The organism is Exiguobacterium antarcticum DSM 14480, assembly GCF_000685865.1.
Classification (GTDB): Bacteria; Bacillota; Bacilli; order Exiguobacteriales; family Exiguobacteriaceae; genus Exiguobacterium_A; species Exiguobacterium_A antarcticum.
In genome coordinates this window covers 344968-370054 of record NZ_JMKS01000003.1, presented here as the reverse complement: position 1 = coordinate 370054, position 25087 = coordinate 344968, and the positions used below count along the sequence as shown (strand labels likewise).

The window sequence follows — 25087 nt, the reverse complement described above, 5'->3', positions numbered from 1 at the left end:
TAAATGAAAGAGGTGATTAACGTGAGTCAGATGGATCAAACGATGAAATTTAATTTCCCAGAAGACGATAGTAAAGCAGCGACACGTGAAGTGTTGTTGACGGTCTATCATGCTTTAGAAGAAAAAGGCTATCATCCGATCAACCAGATCGTCGGATATCTTCTTTCCGGGGATCCTGCTTACATTCCTCGTCATAACGATGCACGTAATATGATCCGAAAGATTGAACGTGATGAACTACTAGAAGAACTCGTGAAATCTTATTTATCGGAGAGTGGAGACAAAAAATGAAGCGTGCGATCGGGCTTGATGTCGGTTCAAAGACGATTGGTGTTGCGGTAAGTGATTTGATGGGCTGGACGGCACAAGGTATCGAGACCATCAAATGGACGGAGCCGGACTATCCTGTCGCCTTTAAACGGCTCGAGGCAATTATTAAGGAGTACGGTGTCGAAATCATCGTCATCGGACATCCTAAAAACATGAATGGGTCGATTGGACCGCGAGCAGAGGCCAGTGAAGCGTTTGCGCGTGAAATCGAGGCGCATACTGGTCTTGCGAGCGTCCTCGTCGACGAAAGACTGACGACGATGCAGGCAGAACGTATGCTGATTGATGCAGATGTCAGTCGGAAAAAACGGAAACTCGTCATCGATAAGATGGCGGCAGTCATGATCCTGCAATCTTATTTGGATCGGGCAAATCGATAAGGAGGAAATGAGATGTCGGAAGAAAAACGGCAGTATCTCTTTCCTGATGAAGACGGTGGCGAACATCTTTTCGAAGAGTGGTACCGTTATGTCAGTGAACGAACCGGTAAAACGTATCTATTTCTTGAAATGATCGGTCACCCGGAAGAAGGTGCAGATGATTTAATCATCTGTGAAATCGACGAGTTTGGTGAAGGCGAAGACGACTTTGAGCTGAGCCTGATTGATGAAAACGATGAGCAGACTTGGGATGAACTCGAGACTGCATTAAAGGAGCGGATGAATGATGCAACAGAATGAACCAACACGGTACGTAATTCCTGATGGCGAAGGTAATGATTTTGAGTTTGCGGAACGTTTACGTTATGAAAGTCCACGTTCGAACAAAACATACATTTTCCTCGAACCAATCGGTGCGGATTATGATGAAGCAGAAGAAGTCGACATCTTTGTCTATGAACTAGACGAATATGGTGATGGAGATAACGATTTTAATCTTGTTCCGATCGCAGAAGACGATGCAGAAACATGGGATGAGATTGAAGAAGTATTCAATACATTAGAAGACGAGCTTGACTAAACCGACTCGTGCATAAGGTGATGTCGTGAGAGCAATGCTCTTTCGATGTCACCTTGTTTTAAGAGAAGAAGGAGGAACCAATGGAGAATGAATGGAAGAAAAATGCTGAAAAAGAACAGAAGCGCCGCCGGACATCGCGCCGGATTACGCTGATCATCCTTTCAGTGTTGTTCACGATTTTCTTAGTAGCAGGAGCAGCCATCTATATCTTTTTAAAGAGTTCACTTGAACCGGTCAACGAAGCAGCGACGAAGTCCGTCAAAGTCGAAATTCCGCTTGGCGCTGGAACAAGTACGATTTCAAGTCTTCTCAAAGAAAAGGATTTAATCGCTAACGAAACGATTTTCCGTTATTACGTCCGCTACAAGAATGAATCGTCATTCCAAGCAGGGACGTATACCTTGACACAAGCGATGACACCAGACGAAATCATCAATGAGTTGAAGACCGGAACAATCATGAAAGCAGCGGATGTCAAAGTAACGATTCCTGAAGGGATCACGATGGACCGACAAATTGCCATCATCGCAAAAGCGACGGGCTTTAAGGCAGATTCGATTCAAAAATCCTTGACGGATGAGGCGTATATCAAAAGTTTGATTGAAAAGTATCCGATGTTGACGGATGAAGTGACGAAAGAAGGGGTCCTCTACTCACTAGAAGGATACCTATTCCCAGCGACATATGAGTTCGACAAAGGAAAGAGTATCAATCAAATCGCAGAAACGATGTTAGACCAGATGGAAAAGATTTATGATGCGAATGCGGATGCGATCAAGAAATCGGGTATGACCTTCCATGAAGTGTTGAGTCTCGGATCAATGGTCGAGCGGGAAGCAGCGACGCCAGACGATCGTCGCGAGATTGCCGGTGTCTTCACGAATCGTCTCAACGACGGAATGAAACTCCAATCGGATCCAACGGTCTGGTACGGTACGGGAGAAAATACAGCACTGACGACGTTAAAAGATCTCGAAAACAATTCGAAATACAATACGTACAAATACGAAGGTATTCCGATTGGTCCGATTTCGACCGTCAGCGAAGATTCTATCCTCGCCGTCCTTAGTCCAAACCAGACAAAATATGTCTACTTCTTCGCACGACCACCAAGTGATAAAAATCCACGTGGTCAAATCCTCTACGAAGAAACATACGAGGAGCACCAACGAAATGTTGTCAAGTATAAACCTGAATGGGTTGAATACGAAGCAAGTAAAGAGCAGTGAACAAGGGGTTGATCGGGGACGGTATGTTCGTTCCCGGTCAACCTGTTTATGCGCAGAAGGAGTGAATTTTGAATGAATGATTTTACAGCGTATGTCGAAGGAATGATCCGGCAACGTGATCCGTTGTTGCAGGAAATGGAAACATACGCGAAAGAACACCATATTCCGATCATCGAACTGACCGGTTCAGAAGTGTTGTTATCGTTGCTGACGCTGCAGCAGCCAACACGCATTCTCGAACTCGGAACGGCGATCGGCTATAGTGCAATCCGGATGGCTCGTGCCTTACCGGACGCCCGCATCACGACGGTGGAACGAAATGCCAAACGATATGCCGAAGCGAAAATGTTCATTGAACGGTCGGATGTCGCAGATCGGATTGACATCGTTTTTGCCGATGCAGTAGAATTAGCCGAAACACTTGATCAGGAGTTTGATGCCGTATTCATCGATGCGGCCAAAGGACAGTATAAAAAATTCTTTAACGGTTATGGGCGACTAGTGCCAATAGGCGGAGTTTTATACACGGATAATCTGTTTTTGCATGGTGACGTACTCGAAACGGATCCAAAAACCTTTGACCGGAGAAGGCGGCGTCTGGTTCGTCTTGTCAAAGAGTTTACGGCATGGATGATGGAGCAAGATCAATATGATACGACGATTTTCCCACTCGGAGACGGTGTATCCGTCAGTCGGAAAGTGAAGTCGGAATGAATGATGGAGGTACGAATTCAATGCAAAAACCGGTTGTAATTGGTGTGGCTGGAGGAACAGGTTCAGGAAAGACGACGGTCGCACGTTCGCTTGTCGAAGCATTTCCAAGTGAATCCATCGTCATGATTGAGCAAGACGCTTACTATAAGGACCAAAGTGAGTTATCCATGGAAGAACGCTATCAAACGAACTATGATCATCCATTTGCCTTCGATAATGATTTGTTGATTGAACATATCAAGGAATTGCGCGAAAACCAGGCAGTCGAAAAACCGGTCTACGATTATGTCGCACATACACGAGCGGAAGAAACGATTACACTCGACCCGCGTGACGTCATCATCGTCGAAGGGATTTTAGCGCTTGAAGATGAACGTTTACGGGAATTGATGGATATTAAAGTTTTCGTCGACACGGATGCGGATGTTCGGATCCTCCGTCGTATGCAACGTGATATGAATGAGCGGGGCCGTTCGATCGACTCGGTCGTCGAACAGTATACGAAAGTCGTTCGTCCGATGCATCTTCAGTTTTGTGAACCGACAAAACGGTATGCGGATATCATCGTTCCTGAAGGCGGAGAAAATCACGTGGCAATCGATTTACTCGTCACGAAGATCCGGGCGATTCTGGATTACCGGTCGGCACTTGACGAAAGAGGATATTGATTCCAAAAAAGATGTGAATATACTATACTAGTGGAATAAAAAGGAGCGTGACAAAAATGGCAGAAAAACAGTATTATATGACGCTTGAAGGTAAAGCAAATATTGAAAGTGAATTAAACGAACTGAAGTCAGTCCGCCGAAAAGAAGTTGTCGAAAACATTAAGATTGCTCGTTCATTTGGTGACTTGTCGGAAAACGCGGAATATGATTCAGCGAAAGAAGAACAAGCGATGGTTGAAGGACGGATTGCTCAGTTGGAAGAGATGTTACGGAACGTCGCGATCATCTCAGAAGATGAAAAGGATATTTCTGTCGTTGGTATCGGAACGACGGTTACCTTCTTGATTCTCGAAGATGATGAAGAAGAAACGTACACGATCGTCGGGAGTGCGGAAGCAGATCCATTCACTGGTAAAATCTCAAACGAATCACCTATCGCCAAAAGTTTATTTGGTCACAGCGTAGGTGAAAAAGTATCCGTTCAAGCACCAGGTGGAGACTTTGCTGTCAAAATCACATCGATTAAATAAATAAGAACTGACAGGAGCCGGAGCAATCCGGTTTTCTGTTTGACTGGGGGAATAAATATGCCAATCGCAATCATCGGTGCGATGGAAGAAGAAGTCAACTTACTTCGTAATGAATTATCGGAACGAAAAGATACGGTGATCGCCAATTATCATTTTTATGAGGGATTACTGAACAGTGTACCTGTCGTCATCTTGAAGTCCGGTATTGGAAAAGTCAATGCAGCGATCGGGACGACACTATTGCTCGATCATTTCAAGCCGAGTGCCGTCATCAACACAGGATCAGCAGGCGGATTCAGAGCAGGTCTGAAAGTCGGCGATGTCGTCGTCTCGACAGAAGTCCGTCATCATGACGTTGATGTGACAGCATTTGGTTATGAGTACGGACAAGTACCAGGGATGCCTGCTGCCTACACGGCAGACCCAAAACTCATCGCGACGGCAGAAGCCGTCATCGAACGGATGGAAGCGATTCGTGTCGTACATGGTTTGATCGTGACGGGAGATTCCTTCATTCATGATACAGAACGTTCGAATGCCATCAAAACGAACTTTCCGGATGTCGCGGCAGTTGAGATGGAAGCCGCACCCATTGCGCAAGTCTGTCATCAATTCAATGTACCGTTCGTCGTGACACGTTCGATTTCGGACAGTGCCGATGAAGAAGCGTCATTATCGTTTGATGAATTTTTAGAGATTGCGTCGATCAATTCGGCGAAAATGGTCATGGAAGTCGTCCGGACGTTAACAGATTCGGAACAATAAGCGTTACCGAAAAGAAGGTTCCCTGGAAACTGGGCCTTCTTTTCTCTTTGACAAAATCAGATTAACGCTTTATATTAGTACCAGATACTAATTTTAAAGGAGCAACCATATGAATATTGGAATTGTAGGACTCGGGACCTCGTTACCCGAACGTCGCATCACCAATGATGACTTAGCGGCAACGCTTGATACAAGTGATGAATGGATCCGGACACGAACAGGAATCGGAGCACGACATATCGCGGATGAAACGACAGATGTAACGGATCTTGCAACGGAAGCGGCTCAGAAAGCATTGGCAGATGCGAACTTGACGGCAGATGACATCGGATTGATCGTAGTCGGAACGGCAACGGGACGTGCGTTTCCTTCGACGGCCTGTATCGTCCAAGACCGAATCGGTGCGTTAGGCGCAACAGCCTTTGATATCAGCGCGGCTTGCAGCGGATTTATTTTTGCATTACAAACGGCAGCGAGTATGATGGCGGCGACAACGTCAAAATACGCCCTCGTCATCGGAGCAGAAAAGATGTCGAGTATCGTCGACTGGTCAGACCGATCGACCGCGATTCTGTTCGGGGATGGGGCCGGAGCAGTTGTACTCGGTCCGACAGAACAACAGGGCTTAAATGCCTTTGAGCTTGGAACAGATGGTCGAGGGGCACATCTTCTCTTTAAAGAGTTAGATGGTCCAATTGAAATGAATGGTCGGGAAGTTTTTAAGTTTGCGGTACGGAAATTACCGGACATCGTCGAAAAAGTCATTCATAAAGCAAACGGATCACTCGCAGAACTCGATTTGTTGATTCCGCATCAAGCGAACTTACGGATTATCGATGCGGCACGTGAACGGTTAGGGATTGAGGAACAGAAAGTCATCGTGACGATTGATGAACATGCCAATACATCTGCTGCATCGATTCCATTGGCATTGGAAGAAGCGCGTCGACAAGGACGGCTTCAACCAGGGACGACACTCGTCCTGGCTGGATTTGGTGCTGGATTGACCTGGGGAGCAGCTTATATTACTTGGACTAAAGGGGAGAACACATAAAATGATGATGATGAGAAAACGTGTAGTAGTAACCGGTATGGGCGCATTAACACCAATTGGAAATGATGTCGAGACATTTTGGCAGGCATTAAAAGCAGGAGAAAATGGGATTCGTCCAATGGAACGGTTGGATATCGATGAATACCCAACAAAAGTGACGGGTGAATTACAGGGGTTTGAGATTACGGAATTCATCGAAGCGAAAGAGGCGCGCAAGATGGATCGGTTTGTCCATTATTCGCTTGTTGCGAGTATGGAAGCCGTCAAGGATGCAGGTCTTGACGTCAGAGCAAATGCAGAACGGATCGGTGTCTGGATCGGATCTGGAATTGGCGGAGTCGAGACGATTGAAAAACAGGCAAAGATTTATTTTGAACGCGGGCATCGTCGTGTCAGCCCGTTCTTCATTCCGATGATGATTCCGAACATGGCAAGCGGACAAGTCTCGATTTATACAGGAGCAAAAGGCCCGAATAACTGTTCGGTCACAGCCTGTGCTTCAGGAACAAATGCGATTGGGGAAGCATTACGTGTCATCGAGCGGGGAGATGCGGATGTGATGATTGCCGGTGGAGCGGAAGCACCGATCACAAATCTATCGTTTGCTGGTTTTTGCGCCAATAAAGCGATGTCGACGAATCATGATCCGAATACAGCCAGCCGTCCCTTCGATGAAGGACGTGACGGGTTCGTCATGGGCGAAGGGGCTGGAATCTTAGTTCTTGAAGAATATGAGCATGCGATGGCTCGTGGAGCAACGATTTATGCAGAAGTCAGTGGATACGGTTTGACGGCAGATGCTTACCATATCACGGCACCAGACCCGGATGGTGACGGAGGAGCGCGCGCAATGGCGATGGCGATTCAAGATGCCGGTATCGAACCGCTGGCCGTTCAGTACATCAATGCGCACGGCACGAGTACACCGATGAATGACGTGCTTGAAACAAAGGCGATTCATACGGTATTTGGAGAACATGCTAAAAAACTAGCAATCAATTCGACAAAATCGATGATTGGTCACTTGCTTGGTGCAGCTGGTGGTGTTGAAGCGATTGCGGCGATTAAATCACTTCAAGAGCAAACCGTCCATCCGACGATTCACCTGGAACAACCAAGTGAAGGTTGTGATCTTGATTACGTACGTGAAGGAAGCCGGGCATGGGAACTTGAATATGCCCTCAGTAACTCGTTGGGATTTGGTGGACATAATGCTTCACTCGTCTTCAAACGGTATCATGCATAAGATCAAAAAAGCGATTTTAACGGTTCAGTCGACCGTTAAAATCGCTTTTTTTTAGTTATTTTTTTAATCAAACAGGGGTATGAAATCTTTAAAAAAATACAAAATAAAAATGAACTACCAGCTGTTTTTGATGTCGCTTTGAAAAAATATTTAGAAAAATCGGATAAAAGCTTTGCAAAATTATCAGAACATTGTAAACTATTTGTAACGAAGGGTTTTGTTCGAATAGAAATAACGACTTTTTTTTTCGTTCAAAAACCTCAGATTGCTAGCTTTGGAAATTTTAGGGGGGTCATCGTATCATGAAAAAGAAAAGTTTTGCTCTGGCTACATCTGTAGCTCTCGTTTCAAGCGCGTTCCTCGCAGCTTGTTCGACGACGGATTCAAATGACACATCATCGGGCGATAAGAGTTCGGACAAGAAATCAAGTGAGCAGACGCTAAACTTGATCGAAAGTGCTGATATTCCGACACTTAACCCAACAACTTCTACGGATGCCGTGTCGTTCAATGTCTTGAACAACACGATGGAAGGTCTTTATCGTTTGGATGACAAGCAACAACCAACACCAGGTATTGCAGAAAGTCATACGGTTTCAGACGATAAGTTGACGTACACATTCAAGCTACGTGATGCAAAATGGTCGGATGGTACACCAATCACTGCTAAAGATTTCGAATTTGCGTGGAAAGAAGTTCTGAACCCAGAAAACGCTTCTCAATATGCATACGTCTTCTACAACATCGATGGTGCTGAAGAATACAACACGAAAAAAGGCGAGCGTGATGCAGTTGGCGTCAAAGCTGTCGACGATAAAACATTCGAAGTGAAATTGAAAGCACCAGCTGACTACTTCCTTGGTTTAACTGGATTCGGTCCATTCATGCCGAAATCAGAAGAACTTTCGAAAAAAATCGGCAAGGACTTCGGTTCAACTGCAGATAAATCACTTTACAACGGACCATTCAAGTTAACAGAGTGGACACGCGAACAAGGCTGGAAAATGGTCAAAAACGATAACTACTGGGATAAAGACAACGTCAAGTTGAACACAATTAACGTCAAAGTCGTTAAAGAAACATCAACTGCCGTTAACCTTTACGAAAAAGGTGACATCGACCGTGCTGGTCTTTCATCAGAGTTCGTTGCTCAGTATCAAGATAACGAAGAGTTCAAGACTAAAGGCGAGTCAACAATCTTCTACCTTTACTTGAACACGAAAGTCAAAGCATTAAACAACGAAAAAATCCGTCGTGCCATCGACATGGGTTACAACAAAAAAGGGATCACGGACGTCATCTTGGCGAACGGTTCAATCCCTGCCAACTTCTTAGTACCAAAAGACTTCGCGAAGGATGCTGACGGAAAAGACTTCCGTGAAAAGTACCCGACATTCAATGAGTACAATGCAGACGAAGCGAAAAAACTATGGGAAGAGGGCTTAAAAGAAATCGGTCAAAAATCGGTTGAACTCGAGCTTCTTAACTACGATAGTGATGACGCGAAGAAAATCGGTGAGTTCTTGAAAGGTGAGCTTGAGAAAAACCTTCCAGGCATGAAAGTCACGATCAAGCAACAACCGTTCAAAAACAAGCTGGATCTCGAAAACAAAGGCGACTTTGAATTCTCATTCGCCGGCTGGGGTCCTGACTACCAAGATCCAATGACGTTCCTCGATCTCTTCTTGACTGACGGACCATACAACCGTGGTAAGTGGTCGGATAAAGAGTACGACAAACTCATCAACGATGCGAAAACACAAACAGATGCAACAAAACGTTGGTCTGAGCTTCAAGAAGCAGAGAAAATCCTTCTTGATTCTGCAGCCATCTCGCCTGTGTATCAGCGTGGACGTGCATTCATGGTTAAACCATATGTCAAAGGAGTTGTCGAACATAACTTCGGCGCAGACTTCTCGTACAAATGGGCTTCAATCGAAGGAAAATAAGAGTGTTAAGCGTTCCCGTCAATGGGAACGCTTTTTTTGTTGAGCAAATCAAAAAAACTCTCTTCTTGGAAAACAAGAAGAGAGGGAAGGATCGTAAAAAAACAGATAGAATTATTTTTTAACTTTTGCCCGTTTGCGTTGAAGACCCATTGCTTTTTCGACTTTTGCGAGTTTACGGGAAGCAACGAGGTCCGCCTTATCCCGTCCTTGATCTAAAATCAGGTCGAGTTCTTCCGAGTCAATCAAGTCATAGTATCGCTGCTGGATTGGTTCGAGTTCAGCCACGATAACTTCCGCAACATCTGCTTTGAAGACACCATAGTTCAATCCGTCATACTTCGCTTCCAACTCTTTGATTGGGATGTCGGCGAGTAATGAATAAATCTCAAGCAGGTTCGAGACACCTGGCTTTTGTTCCCGATCGAATCGAACGATGCCTTCCGAGTCGGTCACGGCAGATTTGATTTTTTTGCGGATGACGTCCGGTGCATCAAGCATCGAGATGTAGCCTTTTGGATTCGTATCGGTTTTGGACATCTTTTTCTCAGGTGTCGTCAAGCTCATGATACGGGCACCTGTCTCAGCGATGACCGGCTCCGGCATTTTAAACGTCTCATAGTAACGACTGTTGAAACGTTGTGCCAAGTCTCGTGTCAACTCGATGTGTTGTTTTTGATCGTCGCCAACGGGAACAAGTTCCGCGTCGTACAAGAGGATATCAGCTGCCATCAAGGTCGGATAAACAAATAATCCCGCACCGATCCGGTCTTTACCTTGCGACTTGTCTTTATATTGTGTCATCCGTTCCAGTTCACCCATACCGGAGAGGCATGTCAGCATCCAACCGAGTTGAGCGTGTGCTTTAACTTCCGACTGGACAAAAATCGTTGCTTTCTCTGGGTCGAGCCCGCTTGCGATATAGAGGGCAGCGAGTGCACGTGTGTTGTTCATCAATTCAACCCGGTCAATCTCGACCGTAATCGAATGAAGATCGACGATACAATAATAAGCGTCATGTTCGTCCTGTAAATTGACGAAATGTTTCATTGCTCCGATGTAGTTACCAAGTGTCACCGTACCAGTTGGTTTGATGCCTGAAAAAATCGTTTTCATGTGAATTCCTCCAAAAATTGAGATAAAAAAAGATGACTCGTCCCTTGAATAATTCAAGGGACGAGTCATCGCGTTGCCACCCAAGTTGCTAGAAAACTAGCCGCTCATTTGCTGTAACGGGCAAACCCGTCTGATTCTACATCATTTCGAATCAGCCACTCCGAAGTCCATTCGATCCGCGTCGACTATCCATTTCCACCATCCATGGACTCTCTATAAGTGACTGCCGGATTTACTACTCTTCTTCTCTGTGTTCTCATATATCGTTCCTCTTACTTTACCATATCTTCGTTTCAGTCGTCATCCTAAATTCCATTAAACAAATGATAATAGGAGGGAGACGACGATACATATAAACCCACTCGATAAATAAGGTGCTGTCCGGCCCGAAGTCCGCTTTCGTTTTTCTTGAAGAAGCTCCTCTTCTTCCTCTTCGTCTTCGTAATAATCGCCGTCCACTTCGCGTAATTTAGCTTCCCGTTGTTTTTTGAAGCCGGCTGTTATGCCTTTGAAAAAACCGTTGGCCGACATGTTGGAGAAAAAGCCGATGGCGAGCAGTAGAAAACCAGAGATGAACAAACCACCCGACAAATGATAGAAAAATGAGTGGGTAGCATCCGTGACGACGGCCCAAATCGTATAGACTGCTGTTAAAACCAAAGCAATTAAAAGCGGGCGAAATAGTTTAGCTGACATGATGAACCTCCTACACCGAGATGATAATCTCATTATACGCAAAGCAACGGTTTGTTACGACTATGTACTATTTAGAACGTGTAAAATAGCAAATAGTGTGACTATTCACTTGACGTTATTGTTATTCTCACATAAAATCAATTTATCACTTCGTTTAAGTTTTGGAAACTAGGTCAATGCGTTTTGGGGAACGTTGTGGCAGTTTCGACGAGATGTTTAAAAAATCGTGTATTTGTGGCGGTTTTGAAAATCAAAAAGGAGATGACTCACCGATGAATAAAAAAACAGTCGGTCTCGCGGTATCAGTGATGCTTGCAGGAAGCGTTGTGCTTGCAGGATGTTCGACAGGTAGCGGAGATAAAGATGCAGGTTCTTCTGAAGGGGAAAAAGTTTTACGATTGACAGATACGTCTGATATTACGACGGTCGACCCAGCACAGGCAACGGATGCTGTCGCATTCAACATGATCGGAAACACGATGGAGGGACTCTACCGATTAGATAAAGACGGTAAAGCGATTCCAGCACTCGCAGAAAAAACAGATATCTCAAGTGATAACCTCACATACACGTTTACACTTCGTGATTCAAAATGGTCAGACGGTACGCCTGTCAAAGCCCAAGATTTTGAATTTGCATGGAAACGTGCCGTTGATCCAAAAACTGCTTCAGGTTATGCGTATATCTTTGATACGGTCAAAAACGGTTCAGATGTCTCACAAGGTAAAAAACCAGTTGACGAGCTAGGTGTCAAAGCGATTGACGATAAGACACTTGAAGTAAAACTGGAACGTCCAGCACCATACTTCTTGTCACTCACATCGTTCGGAACGTATACACCAATCAGTGAAGACTTCTACAACAAAAATAAAAAAGATTTCTCACTTCAGCCGGATAAACTTCTCTACAACGGTCCTTTCGTTTGGACATCATGGAAAACGGATTCAAAACGTGTCCTGACGAAAAATGAAAACTACTGGGATAAAGATGCGGTCAAATTAGATGAAGTCTCAATCAGTGTCGTCAAAGATACATCGACGGTCGCTAACCTTTATGACACGGATGAGATTGATTATGCAGGACTCACATCCGAGCAAGTCGCGACGTATGAATCAAAACCTGAATTCAAAACAGCGCTTCGTTCTTCGATCGCGTACTTGAAGTTCAACAATGAAGACGCGACGATGAAAGATGTCGATGCCCGTAAAGCGATCGCACGTGCGATTGATCCAAAAGGCATCACGGACACACTTCTTGCGAACGGTTCGATTCCGACAACAAGCTTCATTCCAAAAGATTTCATCAAAGATGACGCCGGTAAAGACTACGCAAGCGACATCAACTGGTTTGATCGGGATGCAAAAGAAGCAGCTGATCTTTGGAAGAAAGCAAACGGAGACAAAAAAGCAACAATCGAACTTTTATCATTCGATAGCGAAGACGCGAAAAAAATCAGTGAGTACATGAAAGGTCAGATTGAACAAAACCTTCCAAACGTCACCGTTACAATCAAACAACAACCGTTCAAAAACAAGCTGGATCTAGAAGCAAAAGGCGACTACCAAATGTCGTATGCACTTTGGGGTCCGGATTATCAAGATCCAATGTCAAACTTGTCGATCTTTGAGTCAACAAACAGTCAAAATGACATCAAGTATAAATCGTCTGCTTACGATAAATTGTTAAATGCAGCTAACGATGAATCAGATGTCGCTAAACGTCTTGATCTCTTTAAACAAGCTGAGTCACAATTGATTGAAAAAGACCAAGCCATCGCGCCGATCTACCAAGCAGGTGCAGCTTACTTGAGCCGTCCATCAGTCAAAGACTTCAACCGCCAAGTATTTGGTGCTGATTTCCAGTACAAATATGTTGATGTGAAGTAATTGAAAATTGGAGCGTCCTTGAAACCTATTCAAGGAACGCTCCTGTTTTATACGAATTTTTCTGAATGGGAACTCATTTTTAAGGAAATGTGAACTTTTCGTAAAAAAGATGTTCTAATTACTTTGTTAGCAAAGTATAATGGAATCAAACGAAAAATTCTGAAATATTGGTTAACTGTGAAAAAACAGCTGCCAGGGGGGCGTCAATCAGACCAAAATAAAAAGAATTTAAATTTTTACGACAAAATTCTTGAATGTTCCGACAATTTTGGGTCATACTGATTTTATTGATGTTTCGAAAAAAACAGAAAATCTTTATAGGGGGTGCCATCTATGGGCCGTTATTTAGCTCAACGCCTTGTTTACGGCGTACTAACGTTTTTACTCATCGCTTCGTTCACTTTCTTCCTAATGGATCTGTTACCGGGTTCACCGTTCCAAAACCAGGAGAAACTTTCGCCTGAACAGTTAGATATCCTTCGGGATAAGTACAACTTGAATGATCCGCTTCCACAACGCTACGCATCGTACATGGTTAACTTGTTCCAAGGTGATCTTGGAGTATCATTTAAGTACGATAGCCGTCCAGTGACAGATTTGATCATGGAACGTATCGGACCATCTGCTCAATTAGGTATCCAAGCACTTGTCTTAGGTGTCTTACTCGGTCTTGTTCTAGGTGTTGTTGCGGCACTTCGCCACAATACAGCAGTCGATTACGGCGCGATGTTCATCTCAGTACTTGGAATTTCAGTGCCATCATTCGTATTTGCGTCACTTCTTCAATATTATATCGGAGTGAAATGGGGCGTATTGCCAGTTGCCTTCTGGGAAAGTCCAGCACATACGATTCTGCCGACGGTCTCCTTATCGCTTGGTGTAACTGCCTCGATCGCACGTTTCGTTCGGACAGAAATGCTCGAGGTCACAGGTCAAGACTACGTGACGCTTGCTAGGGCAAAAGGCCTGGATGGCCAATCGATCACGTGGAAACATATGGTACGGAACGCTTTGATTCCAGCAATCACGATTCTTGGACCAATGACGGCAGCCTTGATTACAGGGACATTCGTCATTGAGAAGATTTTTGCGGTGCCAGGTCTTGGTGAGTTGTTCGTATCGTCAATCACACAAAATGACTATACAGTCATCATGGGAACGACACTCTTCTTCTCAGCAGTGTTCATCTTGATGATTTTGATCGTCGATATTCTGTACGGTGTCGTTGATCCACGGATTCGTTTGGGGGGTAGTGAATAATGGCAGAGCAAAATTCAAACGCAAAAGCGGAACAGTTCGACTCGTCGTTGTTCCAACGAGTAGAATTTAATGAACAAGCTGGAGAACGGATTGCCGGGAAAAGTTTAAACTTCTGGCAGGATGCTTGGACACGTCTTCGTAAAAACAAAGCGGCGATTCTGTCCCTAGTAATCATCATCATCATTGGATTGTTAGCGATATTCGGACCGATGATTTCTGGTAGAGATGCATACGAACAGACGATCACACAAGCAAAACTTCCGCCAAAAATCACAGGTCTCGAATGGGCTGGATTTGACGGAATGGCAACACTTGGTGAAAAGCCAATTGATTTCTATGAAACAAAACAAGTTGAAGAAAACTTCTGGTTTGGTACAGACCATCTTGGACGTGACTTATGGTCACGCGTCTGGGAAGGGACACGTGTTTCGTTGTTCATCGGTCTCGTAGCGGCGATTATTGATGTTATTGTCGGTGTCACTTATGGTGGGATTTCTGCTTATTATGGTGGACGAGTAGATAACATCATGCAGCGGATTGCTGAAATCCTGACAGGTATTCCAAACTTGATCTTGATCATCTTGTTCATCTTGATTCTTGAGCCGGGGATAACGACTATCATCCTCGCGATGACGATCACCGGTTGGATTGGGATGAGTCGACTCGTACGTGGACAGATCCTGAAACTTAAGAACCAGGAATTTGTTCTTGCAGCGCGTACACTTGGTGCTTCTAGCGCACGTTTAGTATTCAAACATTTGATTCCAAATACTCTTGGTACGATCATCATTTCACTGATGTTTACGATTCCTGGTGCGATTTTCTTCGAAGCCTTCCTTAGCTTTATTGGACTTGGTCTCGCTCCACCACAACCGTCACTTGGTACGTTGATTAATGAAGGGTATAAAGAACTTAAAACATTCCCTTACTTGCTCGTCATACCATCAACAGTGCTCGTACTCGTCATGATCAGCTTTAACATGCTGGCAGACGGATTACGTGATGCGTTTGATCCACGTCTACGTCGCTAACGGAAATAAGAGAGGAGTTCATCCACAATGGAAACTATTTTATCAGTACGCGACTTGACCGTCGCTTTCCATACGTATGCTGGGACGGTTCAAGCCGTCCGTGGCGTATCGTTTGATTTAAAGAAGGGCGAAACACTTGCCATCGTAGGTGAATCAGGTTCTGGTAAATCGGTTACGTCAAAAGCAATCATGCGTTTGATTCCGAATCCTCCTGGTGAGATCACGAAAGGTGAAATCATGTTTGAAGGCCGTGACTTGGTTAAGTTATCGGACAAAGAAATGCAAAAAGTACGTGGGCGTGATATCGCGATGATTTTCCAAGATCCGATGACATCACTCAACCCGACGATGACAATCTACAAACAAATTGCTGAAGGATTGAAGCGTCACCAAGGTTTGACAGGTGATGATGCAAAAAAACGGACACTTGAGTTATTGACACTCGTCGGGATTCCGAATCCGGAAGCGCGCCTTAAACAATATCCGCACCAACTATCAGGTGGTATGCGTCAACGGATCGTAATCGCGATCGCGTTAGCATGTAATCCGAAGGTCTTGATTGCCGATGAGCCAACAACAGCACTGGATGTAACGATTCAAGCACAGATTCTTGAATTGTTAAAAGACATCCAACAAAAAACGGGTACAGCCATCATCTTCATCACACACGATCTTGGTGTCGTGGCGAACATGGCAGACCGTGTAGCCGTTATGTATGCCGGAAAATTGATTGAAAAAGGAACGGTCGATGAGATCTTCTATGAGCCACGTCATCCGTACACATGGGGCTTACTTGGTTCGATGCCTCGTCCGTCTGACGATCGCTCGCAAGACTTGCCAGCGATTCCGGGAACACCACCAAACTTACTTCATCCACCGGTCGGTGATGCCTTTGCACCACGTAACCAGTATGCGATGAAGATTGATTTCGAGAAAGAACCTCCGTTCTTCCCGATCACTGACACACATGAAGCGGCAACGTGGTTGTTACACCCACAAGCACCTTATGTAGAACCACCGGTAGCCATCCGCGATCTTGCGCTGAAGTATCGTCCCGATAGCACATTCGCGAAATCGCTTCTGAAAGGCGGTCTAAAGTAATGGAGAAACGTAGTAAATTACTTGAAGTAAAAAACTTAAAACAACACTTTAACATCGGGCGCGGTCGTGTCGTCAAAGCTGTCGACGGATTATCGTTTGACATCTATGAAGGAGAAGTACTTGGTCTTGTTGGAGAGTCCGGTTGTGGGAAGTCGACGACAGGACGTTCAATCATCGGTTTGTACGATGCGACAGACGGAGAAGTTCTTTTCAAAGGTGAAAATGTCCACGCTAAAAAATCACGTAAAGAAAAATTAAAATTCAACCGTTCGATGCAGATGATCTTCCAAGATCCGTATGCGTCGTTGAATCCACGGATGACAGTCGGAGACATCATTGCGGAAGGAATCGATATCCATGGTCTCGCTACATCAAAAGATGAGCGGAACAACCGTGTGTACGATTTACTTGAAACTGTTGGTCTGACAAAAGAACACGCCAGCCGTTATCCCCATGAATTTTCGGGTGGTCAACGTCAACGGATTGGGATTGCCCGTGCGTTAGCAGTCGAACCGGATTTCATCATTGCCGATGAGCCGATTTCTGCACTTGATGTATCGATTCAAGCTCAGGTCGTCAACTTGATGAAACAGCTTCAACGTGATCGTAGTCTGACGTATCTCTTCATTGCCCACGATTTATCGATGGTCAAATATATCTCAGACCGGATTGGCGTTATGTATCAGGGTCACCTTGTAGAGTTATGTGATGCGGATCGTCTTTATGAAAATCCGATGCATGCCTACACGAAATCGCTTCTATCAGCGATTCCACTTCCGGATCCGGAGCATGAGCGGACACGTAAGCGGATCATCTATGACCGCCCAACAGGTGGAGCGGTCGGGAAGTCGAGTGAAGACTCGAGTATCCCACCACTACGCGAAATCGAGCCTGGTCATTTTGTCTCGATGACGGATGCTGAACTCGAAGCCTATCAAGCACAACTCGTTTAAGCCAAATCAAAAGGCATTCCTGAATATTCGGGAATGCCTTTTTTTAATTTTCGGAAGCGATTCGTGGAAGGTTGTTGAATCGATGAACGACGGAGTCAAGAGCACGAAGGCGTGTTACAGCATCTTCAAACGAAATTTTTTCGTAATGATGAAGACCACCAGGTTGTTCTTCGAGCGTATCTGCCTCATGGACGAGTTGTTGCAAGGGGGTCCGATTGATGGTACCGGGCGGCAAGTATGAATCCGTGTGTAAGAGGACAGCAAGAGCAATTTCTTTTGCCCGTTCTGGTTCTTCTCCAAGGCGAATCAATAGTTTGTGAGCCCGTTCTGCTCCTTTGATGGCATGGATATCATTTTGGCGATACAAATCGTAGTTCCATGTGCCGTCTGTATACCATTCGTAATGCCCGATGTCATGAAGAAGTGCAGCCTTCGTAGCGGTATCTGCGTCTAAACCACGTTGCGTGGCAAGCATCAGGGCGCGTTCTGCAACGGAGATTGCATGATTTAATCCAGACCGCTCTAAATATTTTTGGGCAATCGGATGTTCGATGATCGTAACGAGTGTAACTGACATGAGGAAATAACTCCTTTCACGAGTAAGTATTTCTATACACTCTACGTGATATTGCAAGTAATTGCAACTATTTACATAATGGAAATCGACAATCTCACATAATTAATTGCTTCAAGTAGGAATAGAAATTAGCTAAACGTGGTATACTAATTAATGTAGAAGATGATAATTTAGCTTTCGTTGGTTAACTGTTCTTTTTTCGGACCGAGTGAGGTGTCGGATATGAAAGAACGTGATAAAAAGAAAAAGTTGAAAAAGCGCCTTTTGCGGGATATTTTTGAAAAGAAATTAAAAGAAATTAAACTCCCGAAAGCAAAAGAGACGATTTCTCAACCCTTTGATCACACGCCAGCTTGCTGAAGCCACCTGGTGGCTCCAGCAAGTTTTTTTACGAAAAGTTCTTTCATCTCAAAACATATTGGGTTTCAAGTAAAAATCAATGTAAACAATCAAGTAATAGAATCATCAGCTCCTGTGTTCGTCACAGGATACTGGATGTAAATCAGGGGGAGGATGTTTTTCAATGGTAACACTCTATACTTCACCAAGCTGTACTTCTTGTCGTAAAGCGCGCGCGTGGCTTGAAGAACATGAAATCCCATTTGTGGAACGTAATATTTTCTCAGAACCATTATCGCTTGATGAAATCAAACAGATCCTTCGTATGACTGAGGACGGAACAGATGAAATTATCTCGACCCGTTCAAAAGTCTTTTCAAAATTAGATGTATCGGTAGAAAACTTATCGTTACAACACTTGTATGATTTAATTCAAGAATATCCAGGTTTGTTACGCCGTCCGATTCTAATCGACGAAAAGCGTCTTCAAGTTGGATACAATGAGGATGAGATTCGCCGCTTTTTACCACGAAAAGTCCGCACCTTCCAATTACTGGAAGCGCAGCGCCTTGTCAATGAGTAATTTGTAACGAGCACGCTGCTTTCTGAGCAGTGTGCTTTTTGTTACCGCCTAAAAAGGTTAAAATAAAGATAACAAAGGAATATACCCTATATGTTTTAGTGATTCTTTTGAATCTATGTGAAGTGCTCGTTCGTATACTATATATAAGAGCGAGAGGAAAGGAGTGGACATATTGAAAATCGAACGCGTCAATGACAACACAGTCAAGTTCTTCATTACGTACACGGATATCGAACGCCGCGGCTTTGCCCGGGACGAGATTTGGTACAACCGTGAGCGTGGAGAACAGTTATTCTGGCAGATGATGGATGAAGCGAATGAAAAAGAGTCCATCTCCTTCGAAGGTCCACTATGGATACAAGTACAGGCATTTGAAAAAGGTTTGGAAGTAACCGTTACAATCGCGAAAACGTCGGTTGACGGTGAACAAGTTGATGAAGAGGAGCTGGATTCCTTACTCCGTTCCGCGATGTCTGATGCGGAAGAGAAAGAAACAGAACTCAGTCAAGACGTCTTATTTGAAACAACCGATTTCGAGCATATCATTGCCCTTAGCCAATATGCAGAAGCACCTATCTTCGAAGAACTCAGTACGTCCCTTTATCAAAAAGATGGACTGTACCTGCTTCACCTTCACTTTAAAGAAGAAACAGAAGTGGAAGAGCAGGAAAATGTGATGAGTTTGATTGCAGAGTACTTGAACTTTAGTGAACAGATGATCCATCCGGTAGCGGAATATGGAAAATTGATTGTAGCGAACGATGTCTTTACGTTCATCCGCAAACAGTTTCCGAACTGACAACAGCACACAACGAAAAAAGGACTGCTCTGATTCGTCAGCAAGCAGTCCTTTCTTCTGTCGTATTAAGTTAACGTATAACCACCATCAACGATTAATGTTTGTCCGTTAATATAACTGGCCTTGTCCGACAATAGAAAACAGACCACTTCAGCAATTTCTGATGGATGAGCAGCATGTCCACGCAAATGATGTTTCATCGCTAGGTCAAACTTCTCTTTTCCGCCATAAAGGGAATGGCTTAGCTTCGTATCGACAGGACCCGGACAAATGGCATTAAATCGATACTTTCCATGAAACCGAGCCGCGTACGTTTTCGTAAGGGTTAAAAGGGCACTTTTAGAGGAAGCATAAGGTAAGAGCATCGCCGGAAATTTGACGTGTCCGACAATCGCACTATTATTGACGATCGAGGCACCCCGACTCAGTCGTTTCACGGCATGTTGAATGATTTGTTCCGGCGCATGATAATTGACTTGAAAGACTTCTGTTTGTTGATCGGTCACACGTTCCGGTGCGACCGGTTTTCCGAATGTACCAGCATTGTTGAAGATTCCGTCAATCGTAGGGAAATCTTCTTTTGTCGTTTCAAAAAACCGTTCGATTTCAGAAGGAACTGCCAAGTCCACTTGGAAAAAGAAAAGTCGTCCTTGTCCGTTTGTTTCTAACTCATGTCCTTTTGTTTCATTTCGTCCGATAGCAAGGACCGTATGTCCTTCTTGAATCAGTTGTAAGGCTGTCGCTTCACCAATACCACTTGTTGCACCAGTCACTAGATACGTTTTCATTTTGAATCGTCCCTTCTACATAAAGTGTATACAAGATTAAATCAAAGGAGGGGATATCATGTTACGGCGTGTCCAATTACTTATGACGTTACTATTAACGGTCAGTCTGATCGGGTTTCTTTCTTATTACTGGAGTGTCTACATGGTGGGGTGGTTATCCCTTGTCATCATTCTGGTCGTTCTGAGTGTCTTCGTCATCATTTTACTTGAAAATCGAAATCCAGAACGCACCCTTGTCTGGGCGCTTGTCATGATGGCACTCCCCGTCGTAGGTGTGTTCGTGTATTTCACCTTTGGTCAAAATTATAGACGAAAAAGAATGTTTCGTCTGAAAGCGATGCTCGATGAAGAGTCTTACATTAAGTATCGTACCCAATTTGATCATGGTGTACACAATCCAGTGTTCAAACACGGTCATTATGCAAAAGTTGTGAAACTTATCGATTCGATCAGCCGACTACCAATTTCGTATAATACCCATACGAAGGTACTGACGAACGGTCAAGAAAAGTTTCCTTTACTGTTGGCAGAAATTCGTCAGGCAGAACACCATATTCATTTGGAATATTATATTGTCCGAGATGATGAATTGGCGCTTGAATTACAGGCGGCGTTGATTGAGCGTGTCCAAGCTGGAGTAGAAGTTCGATTTTTGTATGATGCAGTAGGTTGTTTTTCGACGGATAAAGCGTATTTCAAAAAGATGAAAGACGCAGGAATCGAGGTGCATGCATTTTTCCCGGTCGTTTTACCCTTCATCTCAAGTAAATCCAATTATCGGAACCATCGAAAAATCGTGGTCATTGACGGAACGGTCGCCTTTACAGGTGGGATAAACGTAGGTGATGAATACATGGGAAAAGATAAAGCATTTGGTTTTTGGCGCGATACCCATCTGATTGTTCGGGGAGAAGCCGTATCAGAACTACAGTTGATTTTCCTTCAGGATTGGTACTACATGACCGGGGAACGTTTGTTTACCCCATACTATATGAAACCACTTGAAGTGATGGAGGAGGCAACAGGAGGCGTACAAATCATCGCGAGTGGACCGGATGAACCCCATGAAACGATGAAATCATTATATTTTGGATTGATTACGGAAGCAAGGCACTCTGTCTATATCGCTTCGCCCTATTTGATTCCGGATGAAGACTTGGTGACGGCGTTAAAAACAGCGGCGATGTCTGGTATCGATGTTCGAATTCTTTTACCAAGTTTTCCTGATCATAAAATCGTTTTTTATGCGAGCCGTTCTTATTTTGACGACCTTTTGTTAGCGGGTGTGAAAATCTATGAATACAATAAAGGATTCATGCATTCGAAAGTCATCGTCGTCGATGATGCGATTGCGACGATTGGGACAGCTAACATGGACTTAAGAAGTTTTCACCTGAACTTTGAAGTAAATGCCTTTTTATACGGTACAAACTCCGTTCATGAACTCACGCGTGATTTTTATGAAGATTTTTCGAACTCGACTCAGGTCGAACGCAACGTCTTTATGCGACGAAGTTTTCGCCAACGTTTGATTGAATCGATTTCTCGTTTATTTTCACCGTTACTCTGAATGATTTAGGTGATCGGGAGGCTAAAGATGTTTGAAGCAATCGATGAGCAAGGAAACCGTATCAATAGTCAACTGGAGACGATGGACACGTTAGTGACAAAAAAGCTGTTTTGCCCTTATTGCCGGACACGACTTCGTGTGCGGCAAGGGAATAAACGGCTTCATTTTGTCCACTTGACCGCATGTACAGGAGAGTCGTCCGAACATGCCGCTTGGAAAAAACGGTTGGCGAGTTATTTTGAACAACTGGATTTTGATGTCGAACTGGAAGCGATTCGCGGGCGACGCCGATTTGATTTGTTATTACAGCCGGGTGCGATTGGAATTGAAATCCAACGTTCGAAGATGACAGGCGATGAATGGATAAGAAGGTTGATGATTGATTCAGACAACGGATATGAAGTCCGGTGGATTGGTTTTCGTGAGAAGGAAGGGCCATTCCTTAAGCTAGACGGATGGATGAAAGAAGCCTTTGCAGTCCATGGTTACATGGACGTAATCGAGAAGGGACGGATTGTCCGGTATACGAATCCGCTACCATTTTCCAGACGAGTCGTACTCTGTCAACAAGTGCCTTTAACCTGCCAACAATTTTTAACACCACATGTTCCTCCCCGCAAGTTCCCGGAACGATTATGGTCTACGTTGATCAAAAATTATCGGATGCGTCCCTTTTTTTCTTCGTTTCCTCGTTCCTTTCTGCATCTTCCCATGTATCGCGCACATCTTTGTGTCTCTACGTTACCGTCCTACTGCTTTTTACCTTTGTCTTCCTTGACGTCACTCCAAGTACATCCGTTTGAGCTTCAGATTGCCGCCTACGTTCATTTGAACGGACACTATTCAACCGAGCGACTGACTCTTTTTCTGGAAAACTGCTTTCATGTATGCCGCATTCGATCTGACAAGAATCGATTGAAGCGTCTTGTTCAGGAGTGGACAGTCAGCTTACGATATATTCACCTTTGTCTTCCGGAAGCTTTAGAAGATCGTCCTTCTGATTTGGCGGTTCGTTTGGCAGAAGATCAAAAGTTAGCAGGTGCGCTTCGTTTGTTTGTCGAAAGGGAAACAGGTATAAATGAAGTAAAGGAGTGATTAAAATGGCAGAAGTATTAACACGAAGTGATGTCAATGTCAAAGAAACGTGGAACTTAGAATCCATTTACGAAACGAACGAAGCATGGGAAGAGGACTTTGAATCGGTCAAAGCGATGTTACCGTTACTCGTCGAGTACAAAGGACGTCTTGCACAGACAGATACAATTTTGTTCGAAGGGTTACAATTACGAGATGAGATTTCAAGACGTCTGCATAAGCTCTATACATACGCCCACATGCGTTACGATGAGAATACAGCGGATAGCTTTTATCAAGCGATGAATGATCGGGCTCGGACACTTGCTTCTCAAATCGGTGCCACGTTAGCCTTCATGACACCGGAGTTGTTAGAAGTCCCGGAAGAAACGATTGCTTCGTATCTAGACAAAAATCCTGATCTTGCGCTCTATCGTCATGCGTTTGACGAACTGAACCGAGAACGTGAGCATGTCCTGTCGGAAGCGGAAGAAGCGATTCTCGCAAAAGCGGGAGAAGTACTGGGTCAATCAGGAACGACGTTTGGTATGCTCAACAATGCTGACATGAAGTTCCCGAAAATCAAGGGAGAAGATGGAATAGAGACAGAATTGACACACGGGCGATTCATCACGTTCATGGAGTCGAAGGATCGTTCCGTCCGTGAAGCGGCATTTAAAGCGATGTATAGTACGTACGGTCAGTATACGAATACTTTGGCTTCGACGTTAGCAGGATCCATTAAAAAAGATAACTTCTATGCAGAAGTCCGTCATTTCAAAACAGCACGCGAATCAGCGTTACACGGAAATACGATTCCTGAACAAGTTTATGATGGTTTGATCGAAGCGGTCCATGAGCATTTGCCATTACTGCATCGTTACGTGGCCTTACGGAAACGGATTTTAGGTCTGGATGAGTTGCATGTTTATGATATGTATACACCACTCGTCAGTGAAGTCGAGATGAAGGTCACATATGAGGAAGCCAAACAATTGATGGTGGACGGTCTAGCCCCGTTAGGCGCTGAATATAAGCATATTCTAGAGGATGGCCTTGCGAAACGATGGGTCGATGTACGTGAAACACGTGGTAAACGGAGTGGCGCATACTCGTCAGGAGCTTACGATACGCAACCGTTCATCTTGATGAACTGGCAAGACAATGTCAACAACTTGTTTACATTGGCACATGAGTTTGGTCATTCCGTTCATAGTTACTATACACGTCAGAACCAACCATATGCGTATGGAGACTACTCGATTTTCGTGGCAGAAGTGGCTTCTACGACAAATGAAGCACTCTTAAATGATTATTTATTGAAACGTGTTACGGATAAAAATGAGAAACTTTATCTATTGAACAACCAATTGGAAACGTTCCGTGGTACGCTGTTCCGTCAGACGATGTTTGCTGAATTTGAACATCAGATTCATGAAGCAGCACGTCTTGGACAAGCATTGACTCCAGAATTCTTGACGAAAACGTATTATGCGCTCAATCAGACATATTTTGGTGATGGCATCGTACTAGACGAAGAAATTGGTTTAGAGTGGGCGCGGATCCCGCATTTCTACTACAACTATTACGTGTACCAATATGCGACCGGCATCTCTGCCGCTGCCGCATTGACATCACAAATTCTAGAAGAAGGACAGCCTGCTGTTGAACGTTACATCAACAATTTCCTAAAAGCAGGGTCAAGTGATTATCCGATTGAGGTCTTAAAAGCGGCTGGAGTCGATATGACGACAAAAGCCCCAGTCGAAGCAGCTCTTCGCCAATTTGAGCGGGTGTTAGATGAATTCGAAGCGTTACTTGGAGAATGACGAATTTGTGAATTTTTGAACAAAGTGCTGGATAAAATAGAAC

At 44.3% G+C, this 25087-nt stretch carries 27 protein-coding genes and 1 other annotated feature; of the genes, 23 read left to right on the top strand and 4 right to left on the bottom strand.

Annotated features, from left to right (window positions below; genetic code table 11):
• Nucleotides 1-21 precede the first annotated feature (21 nt).
• The 12 genes from P404_RS0102995 to P404_RS0102940 all read left to right on the top strand — a co-directional run bounded on the left by P404_RS0102995 (nucleotide 22) and on the right by P404_RS0102940 (nucleotide 9445).
• Nucleotides 22-291, top strand: coding sequence for an IreB family regulatory phosphoprotein (locus P404_RS0102995; RefSeq protein ID WP_026829929.1), 270 nt, complete (start codon nucleotides 22-24; stop codon nucleotides 289-291).
• Nucleotides 288-710 (top strand): Holliday junction resolvase RuvX, encoded by a 423-nt coding sequence (gene ruvX / locus P404_RS0102990; protein ID WP_014970869.1) that lies wholly within the window; start codon nucleotides 288-290, stop codon nucleotides 708-710. Before P404_RS0102995 ends, ruvX begins: the two co-directional genes overlap by 4 nt.
• Nucleotides 711-722: 12 nt before the next feature.
• Nucleotides 723-1010, top strand: coding sequence for a DUF1292 domain-containing protein (locus tag P404_RS0102985; protein ID WP_014970868.1), 288 nt, complete (start codon nucleotides 723-725; stop codon nucleotides 1008-1010).
• A complete protein-coding gene (locus P404_RS0102980; RefSeq protein WP_014970867.1) occupies nucleotides 997-1290 on the top strand; it encodes a DUF1292 domain-containing protein in 294 nt (97 codons plus the stop codon). The genes P404_RS0102985 and P404_RS0102980 overlap by 14 nt, the downstream gene beginning before the upstream one ends.
• Nucleotides 1291-1370: 80 nt before the next feature.
• Entirely contained in the window at nucleotides 1371-2519 is a 1149-nt protein-coding gene (gene mltG, locus P404_RS0102975; RefSeq protein ID WP_014970866.1) for an endolytic transglycosylase MltG, read from the top strand.
• A gap of 72 nt (nucleotides 2520-2591) precedes the next feature.
• Nucleotides 2592-3233: an O-methyltransferase gene (locus tag P404_RS0102970; RefSeq protein ID WP_014970865.1), complete on the top strand. Its 642-nt coding sequence runs from the start codon at nucleotides 2592-2594 to the stop codon at nucleotides 3231-3233.
• A gap of 20 nt (nucleotides 3234-3253) precedes the next feature.
• Nucleotides 3254-3901, top strand: coding sequence for a uridine kinase (udk, locus tag P404_RS0102965; protein WP_014970864.1), 648 nt, complete (start codon nucleotides 3254-3256; stop codon nucleotides 3899-3901).
• A gap of 56 nt (nucleotides 3902-3957) precedes the next feature.
• The gene (gene greA / locus P404_RS0102960) at nucleotides 3958-4431 is read left to right on the top strand and encodes a transcription elongation factor GreA (protein WP_014970863.1); all 474 of its coding nucleotides are present in this window, start codon (nucleotides 3958-3960) and stop codon (nucleotides 4429-4431) included.
• 57 nt (nucleotides 4432-4488) lie between these two features.
• Nucleotides 4489-5196 (top strand): 5'-methylthioadenosine/S-adenosylhomocysteine nucleosidase, encoded by a 708-nt coding sequence (gene mtnN / locus P404_RS0102955; RefSeq protein WP_026829928.1) that lies wholly within the window; start codon nucleotides 4489-4491, stop codon nucleotides 5194-5196.
• 109 nt (nucleotides 5197-5305) lie between these two features.
• Nucleotides 5306-6250, top strand: a complete 945-nt coding sequence (locus P404_RS0102950) for a beta-ketoacyl-ACP synthase III (protein WP_026829927.1) — start codon at nucleotides 5306-5308, stop codon at nucleotides 6248-6250.
• Between the two features lie 7 nt (nucleotides 6251-6257).
• Nucleotides 6258-7496, top strand: a complete 1239-nt coding sequence (fabF, locus tag P404_RS0102945; RefSeq protein ID WP_026829926.1) for a beta-ketoacyl-ACP synthase II — start codon at nucleotides 6258-6260, stop codon at nucleotides 7494-7496.
• A gap of 302 nt (nucleotides 7497-7798) precedes the next feature.
• The gene (locus P404_RS0102940) at nucleotides 7799-9445 is read left to right on the top strand and encodes a peptide ABC transporter substrate-binding protein (RefSeq protein WP_026829925.1); all 1647 of its coding nucleotides are present in this window, start codon (nucleotides 7799-7801) and stop codon (nucleotides 9443-9445) included.
• A gap of 111 nt (nucleotides 9446-9556) precedes the next feature.
• Here P404_RS0102940 and trpS read toward each other — a convergent pair whose 3' ends face one another.
• Both trpS and P404_RS0102925 read right to left on the bottom strand, forming a co-directional pair.
• The gene (gene trpS / locus P404_RS0102930; protein WP_026829924.1) at nucleotides 9557-10558 is read right to left on the bottom strand and encodes a tryptophan--tRNA ligase; all 1002 of its coding nucleotides are present in this window, start codon (nucleotides 10556-10558) and stop codon (nucleotides 9557-9559) included.
• A 53-nt stretch (nucleotides 10559-10611) separates the two neighbouring features.
• Nucleotides 10612-10816, bottom strand: a binding site (T-box leader).
• A gap of 57 nt (nucleotides 10817-10873) precedes the next feature.
• A complete protein-coding gene (locus tag P404_RS0102925; RefSeq protein ID WP_026829923.1) occupies nucleotides 10874-11254 on the bottom strand; it encodes a DUF3899 domain-containing protein in 381 nt (126 codons plus the stop codon).
• A gap of 272 nt (nucleotides 11255-11526) precedes the next feature.
• On the opposite strand from P404_RS0102925, the gene P404_RS0102920 reads away from it, so the two are divergent.
• From P404_RS0102920 to P404_RS0102900, 5 genes are all read left to right on the top strand, one after another.
• Nucleotides 11527-13140, top strand: a complete 1614-nt coding sequence (locus P404_RS0102920) for a peptide ABC transporter substrate-binding protein (RefSeq protein ID WP_026829922.1) — start codon at nucleotides 11527-11529, stop codon at nucleotides 13138-13140.
• 333 nt (nucleotides 13141-13473) lie between these two features.
• On the top strand, nucleotides 13474-14400 hold the full coding sequence (gene opp3b / locus P404_RS0102915; protein ID WP_014970853.1) for an oligopeptide ABC transporter permease: 927 nt from the start codon (nucleotides 13474-13476) through the stop codon (nucleotides 14398-14400).
• Nucleotides 14400-15431 (top strand): oligopeptide ABC transporter permease, encoded by a 1032-nt coding sequence (opp3C, locus tag P404_RS0102910; protein WP_014970852.1) that lies wholly within the window; start codon nucleotides 14400-14402, stop codon nucleotides 15429-15431. The genes opp3b and opp3C overlap by 1 nt, the downstream gene beginning before the upstream one ends.
• A 27-nt stretch (nucleotides 15432-15458) precedes the next feature.
• Nucleotides 15459-16532, top strand: coding sequence for an ABC transporter ATP-binding protein (locus P404_RS0102905; RefSeq protein WP_014970851.1), 1074 nt, complete (start codon nucleotides 15459-15461; stop codon nucleotides 16530-16532).
• On the top strand, nucleotides 16532-17485 hold the full coding sequence (locus tag P404_RS0102900; RefSeq protein WP_014970850.1) for an ABC transporter ATP-binding protein: 954 nt from the start codon (nucleotides 16532-16534) through the stop codon (nucleotides 17483-17485). Before P404_RS0102905 ends, P404_RS0102900 begins: the two co-directional genes overlap by 1 nt.
• Nucleotides 17486-17528: 43 nt before the next feature.
• Here P404_RS0102900 and P404_RS0102895 read toward each other — a convergent pair whose 3' ends face one another.
• Entirely contained in the window at nucleotides 17529-18062 is a 534-nt protein-coding gene (locus tag P404_RS0102895; protein ID WP_014970849.1) for an HD domain-containing protein, read from the bottom strand.
• A 222-nt stretch (nucleotides 18063-18284) separates the two neighbouring features.
• Here P404_RS0102895 and P404_RS18570 point away from each other — a divergent pair, with 222 nt between their 5' ends.
• The 3 genes from P404_RS18570 to mecA all read left to right on the top strand — a co-directional run bounded on the left by P404_RS18570 (nucleotide 18285) and on the right by mecA (nucleotide 19783).
• The gene (locus P404_RS18570) at nucleotides 18285-18422 is read left to right on the top strand and encodes a hypothetical protein (RefSeq protein ID WP_012370921.1); all 138 of its coding nucleotides are present in this window, start codon (nucleotides 18285-18287) and stop codon (nucleotides 18420-18422) included.
• A 163-nt stretch (nucleotides 18423-18585) separates the two neighbouring features.
• Nucleotides 18586-18984, top strand: a complete 399-nt coding sequence (gene spxA / locus P404_RS0102885; RefSeq protein ID WP_012370920.1) for a transcriptional regulator SpxA — start codon at nucleotides 18586-18588, stop codon at nucleotides 18982-18984.
• Between the two features lie 172 nt (nucleotides 18985-19156).
• The gene (mecA, locus tag P404_RS0102880) at nucleotides 19157-19783 is read left to right on the top strand and encodes an adaptor protein MecA (protein WP_014970848.1); all 627 of its coding nucleotides are present in this window, start codon (nucleotides 19157-19159) and stop codon (nucleotides 19781-19783) included.
• A 65-nt stretch (nucleotides 19784-19848) separates the two neighbouring features.
• Here mecA and P404_RS0102875 read toward each other — a convergent pair whose 3' ends face one another.
• Nucleotides 19849-20571 (bottom strand): SDR family NAD(P)-dependent oxidoreductase, encoded by a 723-nt coding sequence (locus P404_RS0102875; protein WP_014970847.1) that lies wholly within the window; start codon nucleotides 20569-20571, stop codon nucleotides 19849-19851.
• Nucleotides 20572-20629: 58 nt separating this feature from the next.
• Here P404_RS0102875 and cls point away from each other — a divergent pair, with 58 nt between their 5' ends.
• Genes cls through pepF form a run of 3 tightly spaced genes read left to right on the top strand, consistent with a single transcriptional unit; the run spans nucleotide 20630 to nucleotide 25044 of the window.
• Nucleotides 20630-22141: a cardiolipin synthase gene (gene cls, locus P404_RS0102870; protein ID WP_014970846.1), complete on the top strand. Its 1512-nt coding sequence runs from the start codon at nucleotides 20630-20632 to the stop codon at nucleotides 22139-22141.
• Between the two features lie 27 nt (nucleotides 22142-22168).
• Nucleotides 22169-23236 (top strand): competence protein CoiA family protein, encoded by a 1068-nt coding sequence (locus tag P404_RS0102865; protein ID WP_026829921.1) that lies wholly within the window; start codon nucleotides 22169-22171, stop codon nucleotides 23234-23236.
• A gap of 5 nt (nucleotides 23237-23241) precedes the next feature.
• A complete protein-coding gene (pepF, locus tag P404_RS0102860) occupies nucleotides 23242-25044 on the top strand; it encodes an oligoendopeptidase F (protein WP_014970844.1) in 1803 nt (600 codons plus the stop codon).
• Nucleotides 25045-25087 lie beyond the last annotated feature (43 nt).

Excerpts from the sequence above, each read along its gene's own strand:
- ruvX (WP_014970869.1), top strand. The coding sequence starts at position 288 with ATGAAGCGTGCGATCGGGCTTGATGTCGGTTCAAAGACGATTGGTGTT.
- P404_RS0102985 (WP_014970868.1), top strand. The coding sequence starts at position 723 with ATGTCGGAAGAAAAACGGCAGTATCTCTTTCCTGATGAAGACGGTGGC.
- P404_RS0102980 (WP_014970867.1), top strand. The coding sequence starts at position 997 with ATGCAACAGAATGAACCAACACGGTACGTAATTCCTGATGGCGAAGGT.
- mltG (WP_014970866.1), top strand. The coding sequence starts at position 1,371 with ATGGAGAATGAATGGAAGAAAAATGCTGAAAAAGAACAGAAGCGCCGC.
- P404_RS0102970 (WP_014970865.1), top strand. The coding sequence starts at position 2,592 with ATGAATGATTTTACAGCGTATGTCGAAGGAATGATCCGGCAACGTGAT.
- udk (WP_014970864.1), top strand. The coding sequence starts at position 3,254 with ATGCAAAAACCGGTTGTAATTGGTGTGGCTGGAGGAACAGGTTCAGGA.
- greA (WP_014970863.1), top strand. The coding sequence starts at position 3,958 with ATGGCAGAAAAACAGTATTATATGACGCTTGAAGGTAAAGCAAATATT.
- mtnN (WP_026829928.1), top strand. The coding sequence starts at position 4,489 with ATGCCAATCGCAATCATCGGTGCGATGGAAGAAGAAGTCAACTTACTT.
- P404_RS0102950 (WP_026829927.1), top strand. The coding sequence starts at position 5,306 with ATGAATATTGGAATTGTAGGACTCGGGACCTCGTTACCCGAACGTCGC.
- fabF (WP_026829926.1), top strand. The coding sequence starts at position 6,258 with ATGATGAGAAAACGTGTAGTAGTAACCGGTATGGGCGCATTAACACCA.
- P404_RS0102940 (WP_026829925.1), top strand. The coding sequence starts at position 7,799 with ATGAAAAAGAAAAGTTTTGCTCTGGCTACATCTGTAGCTCTCGTTTCA.
- trpS (WP_026829924.1), bottom strand. The coding sequence starts at position 10,558 with ATGAAAACGATTTTTTCAGGCATCAAACCAACTGGTACGGTGACACTT.
- P404_RS0102925 (WP_026829923.1), bottom strand. The coding sequence starts at position 11,254 with ATGTCAGCTAAACTATTTCGCCCGCTTTTAATTGCTTTGGTTTTAACA.
- P404_RS0102920 (WP_026829922.1), top strand. The coding sequence starts at position 11,527 with ATGAATAAAAAAACAGTCGGTCTCGCGGTATCAGTGATGCTTGCAGGA.
- opp3b (WP_014970853.1), top strand. The coding sequence starts at position 13,474 with ATGGGCCGTTATTTAGCTCAACGCCTTGTTTACGGCGTACTAACGTTT.
- opp3C (WP_014970852.1), top strand. The coding sequence starts at position 14,400 with ATGGCAGAGCAAAATTCAAACGCAAAAGCGGAACAGTTCGACTCGTCG.
- P404_RS0102905 (WP_014970851.1), top strand. The coding sequence starts at position 15,459 with ATGGAAACTATTTTATCAGTACGCGACTTGACCGTCGCTTTCCATACG.
- P404_RS0102900 (WP_014970850.1), top strand. The coding sequence starts at position 16,532 with ATGGAGAAACGTAGTAAATTACTTGAAGTAAAAAACTTAAAACAACAC.
- P404_RS0102895 (WP_014970849.1), bottom strand. The coding sequence starts at position 18,062 with ATGTCAGTTACACTCGTTACGATCATCGAACATCCGATTGCCCAAAAA.
- P404_RS18570 (WP_012370921.1), top strand. The coding sequence starts at position 18,285 with ATGAAAGAACGTGATAAAAAGAAAAAGTTGAAAAAGCGCCTTTTGCGG.
- spxA (WP_012370920.1), top strand. The coding sequence starts at position 18,586 with ATGGTAACACTCTATACTTCACCAAGCTGTACTTCTTGTCGTAAAGCG.
- P404_RS0102875 (WP_014970847.1), bottom strand. The coding sequence starts at position 20,571 with ATGAAAACGTATCTAGTGACTGGTGCAACAAGTGGTATTGGTGAAGCG.
- cls (WP_014970846.1), top strand. The coding sequence starts at position 20,630 with ATGTTACGGCGTGTCCAATTACTTATGACGTTACTATTAACGGTCAGT.
- P404_RS0102865 (WP_026829921.1), top strand. The coding sequence starts at position 22,169 with ATGTTTGAAGCAATCGATGAGCAAGGAAACCGTATCAATAGTCAACTG.
- pepF (WP_014970844.1), top strand. The coding sequence starts at position 23,242 with ATGGCAGAAGTATTAACACGAAGTGATGTCAATGTCAAAGAAACGTGG.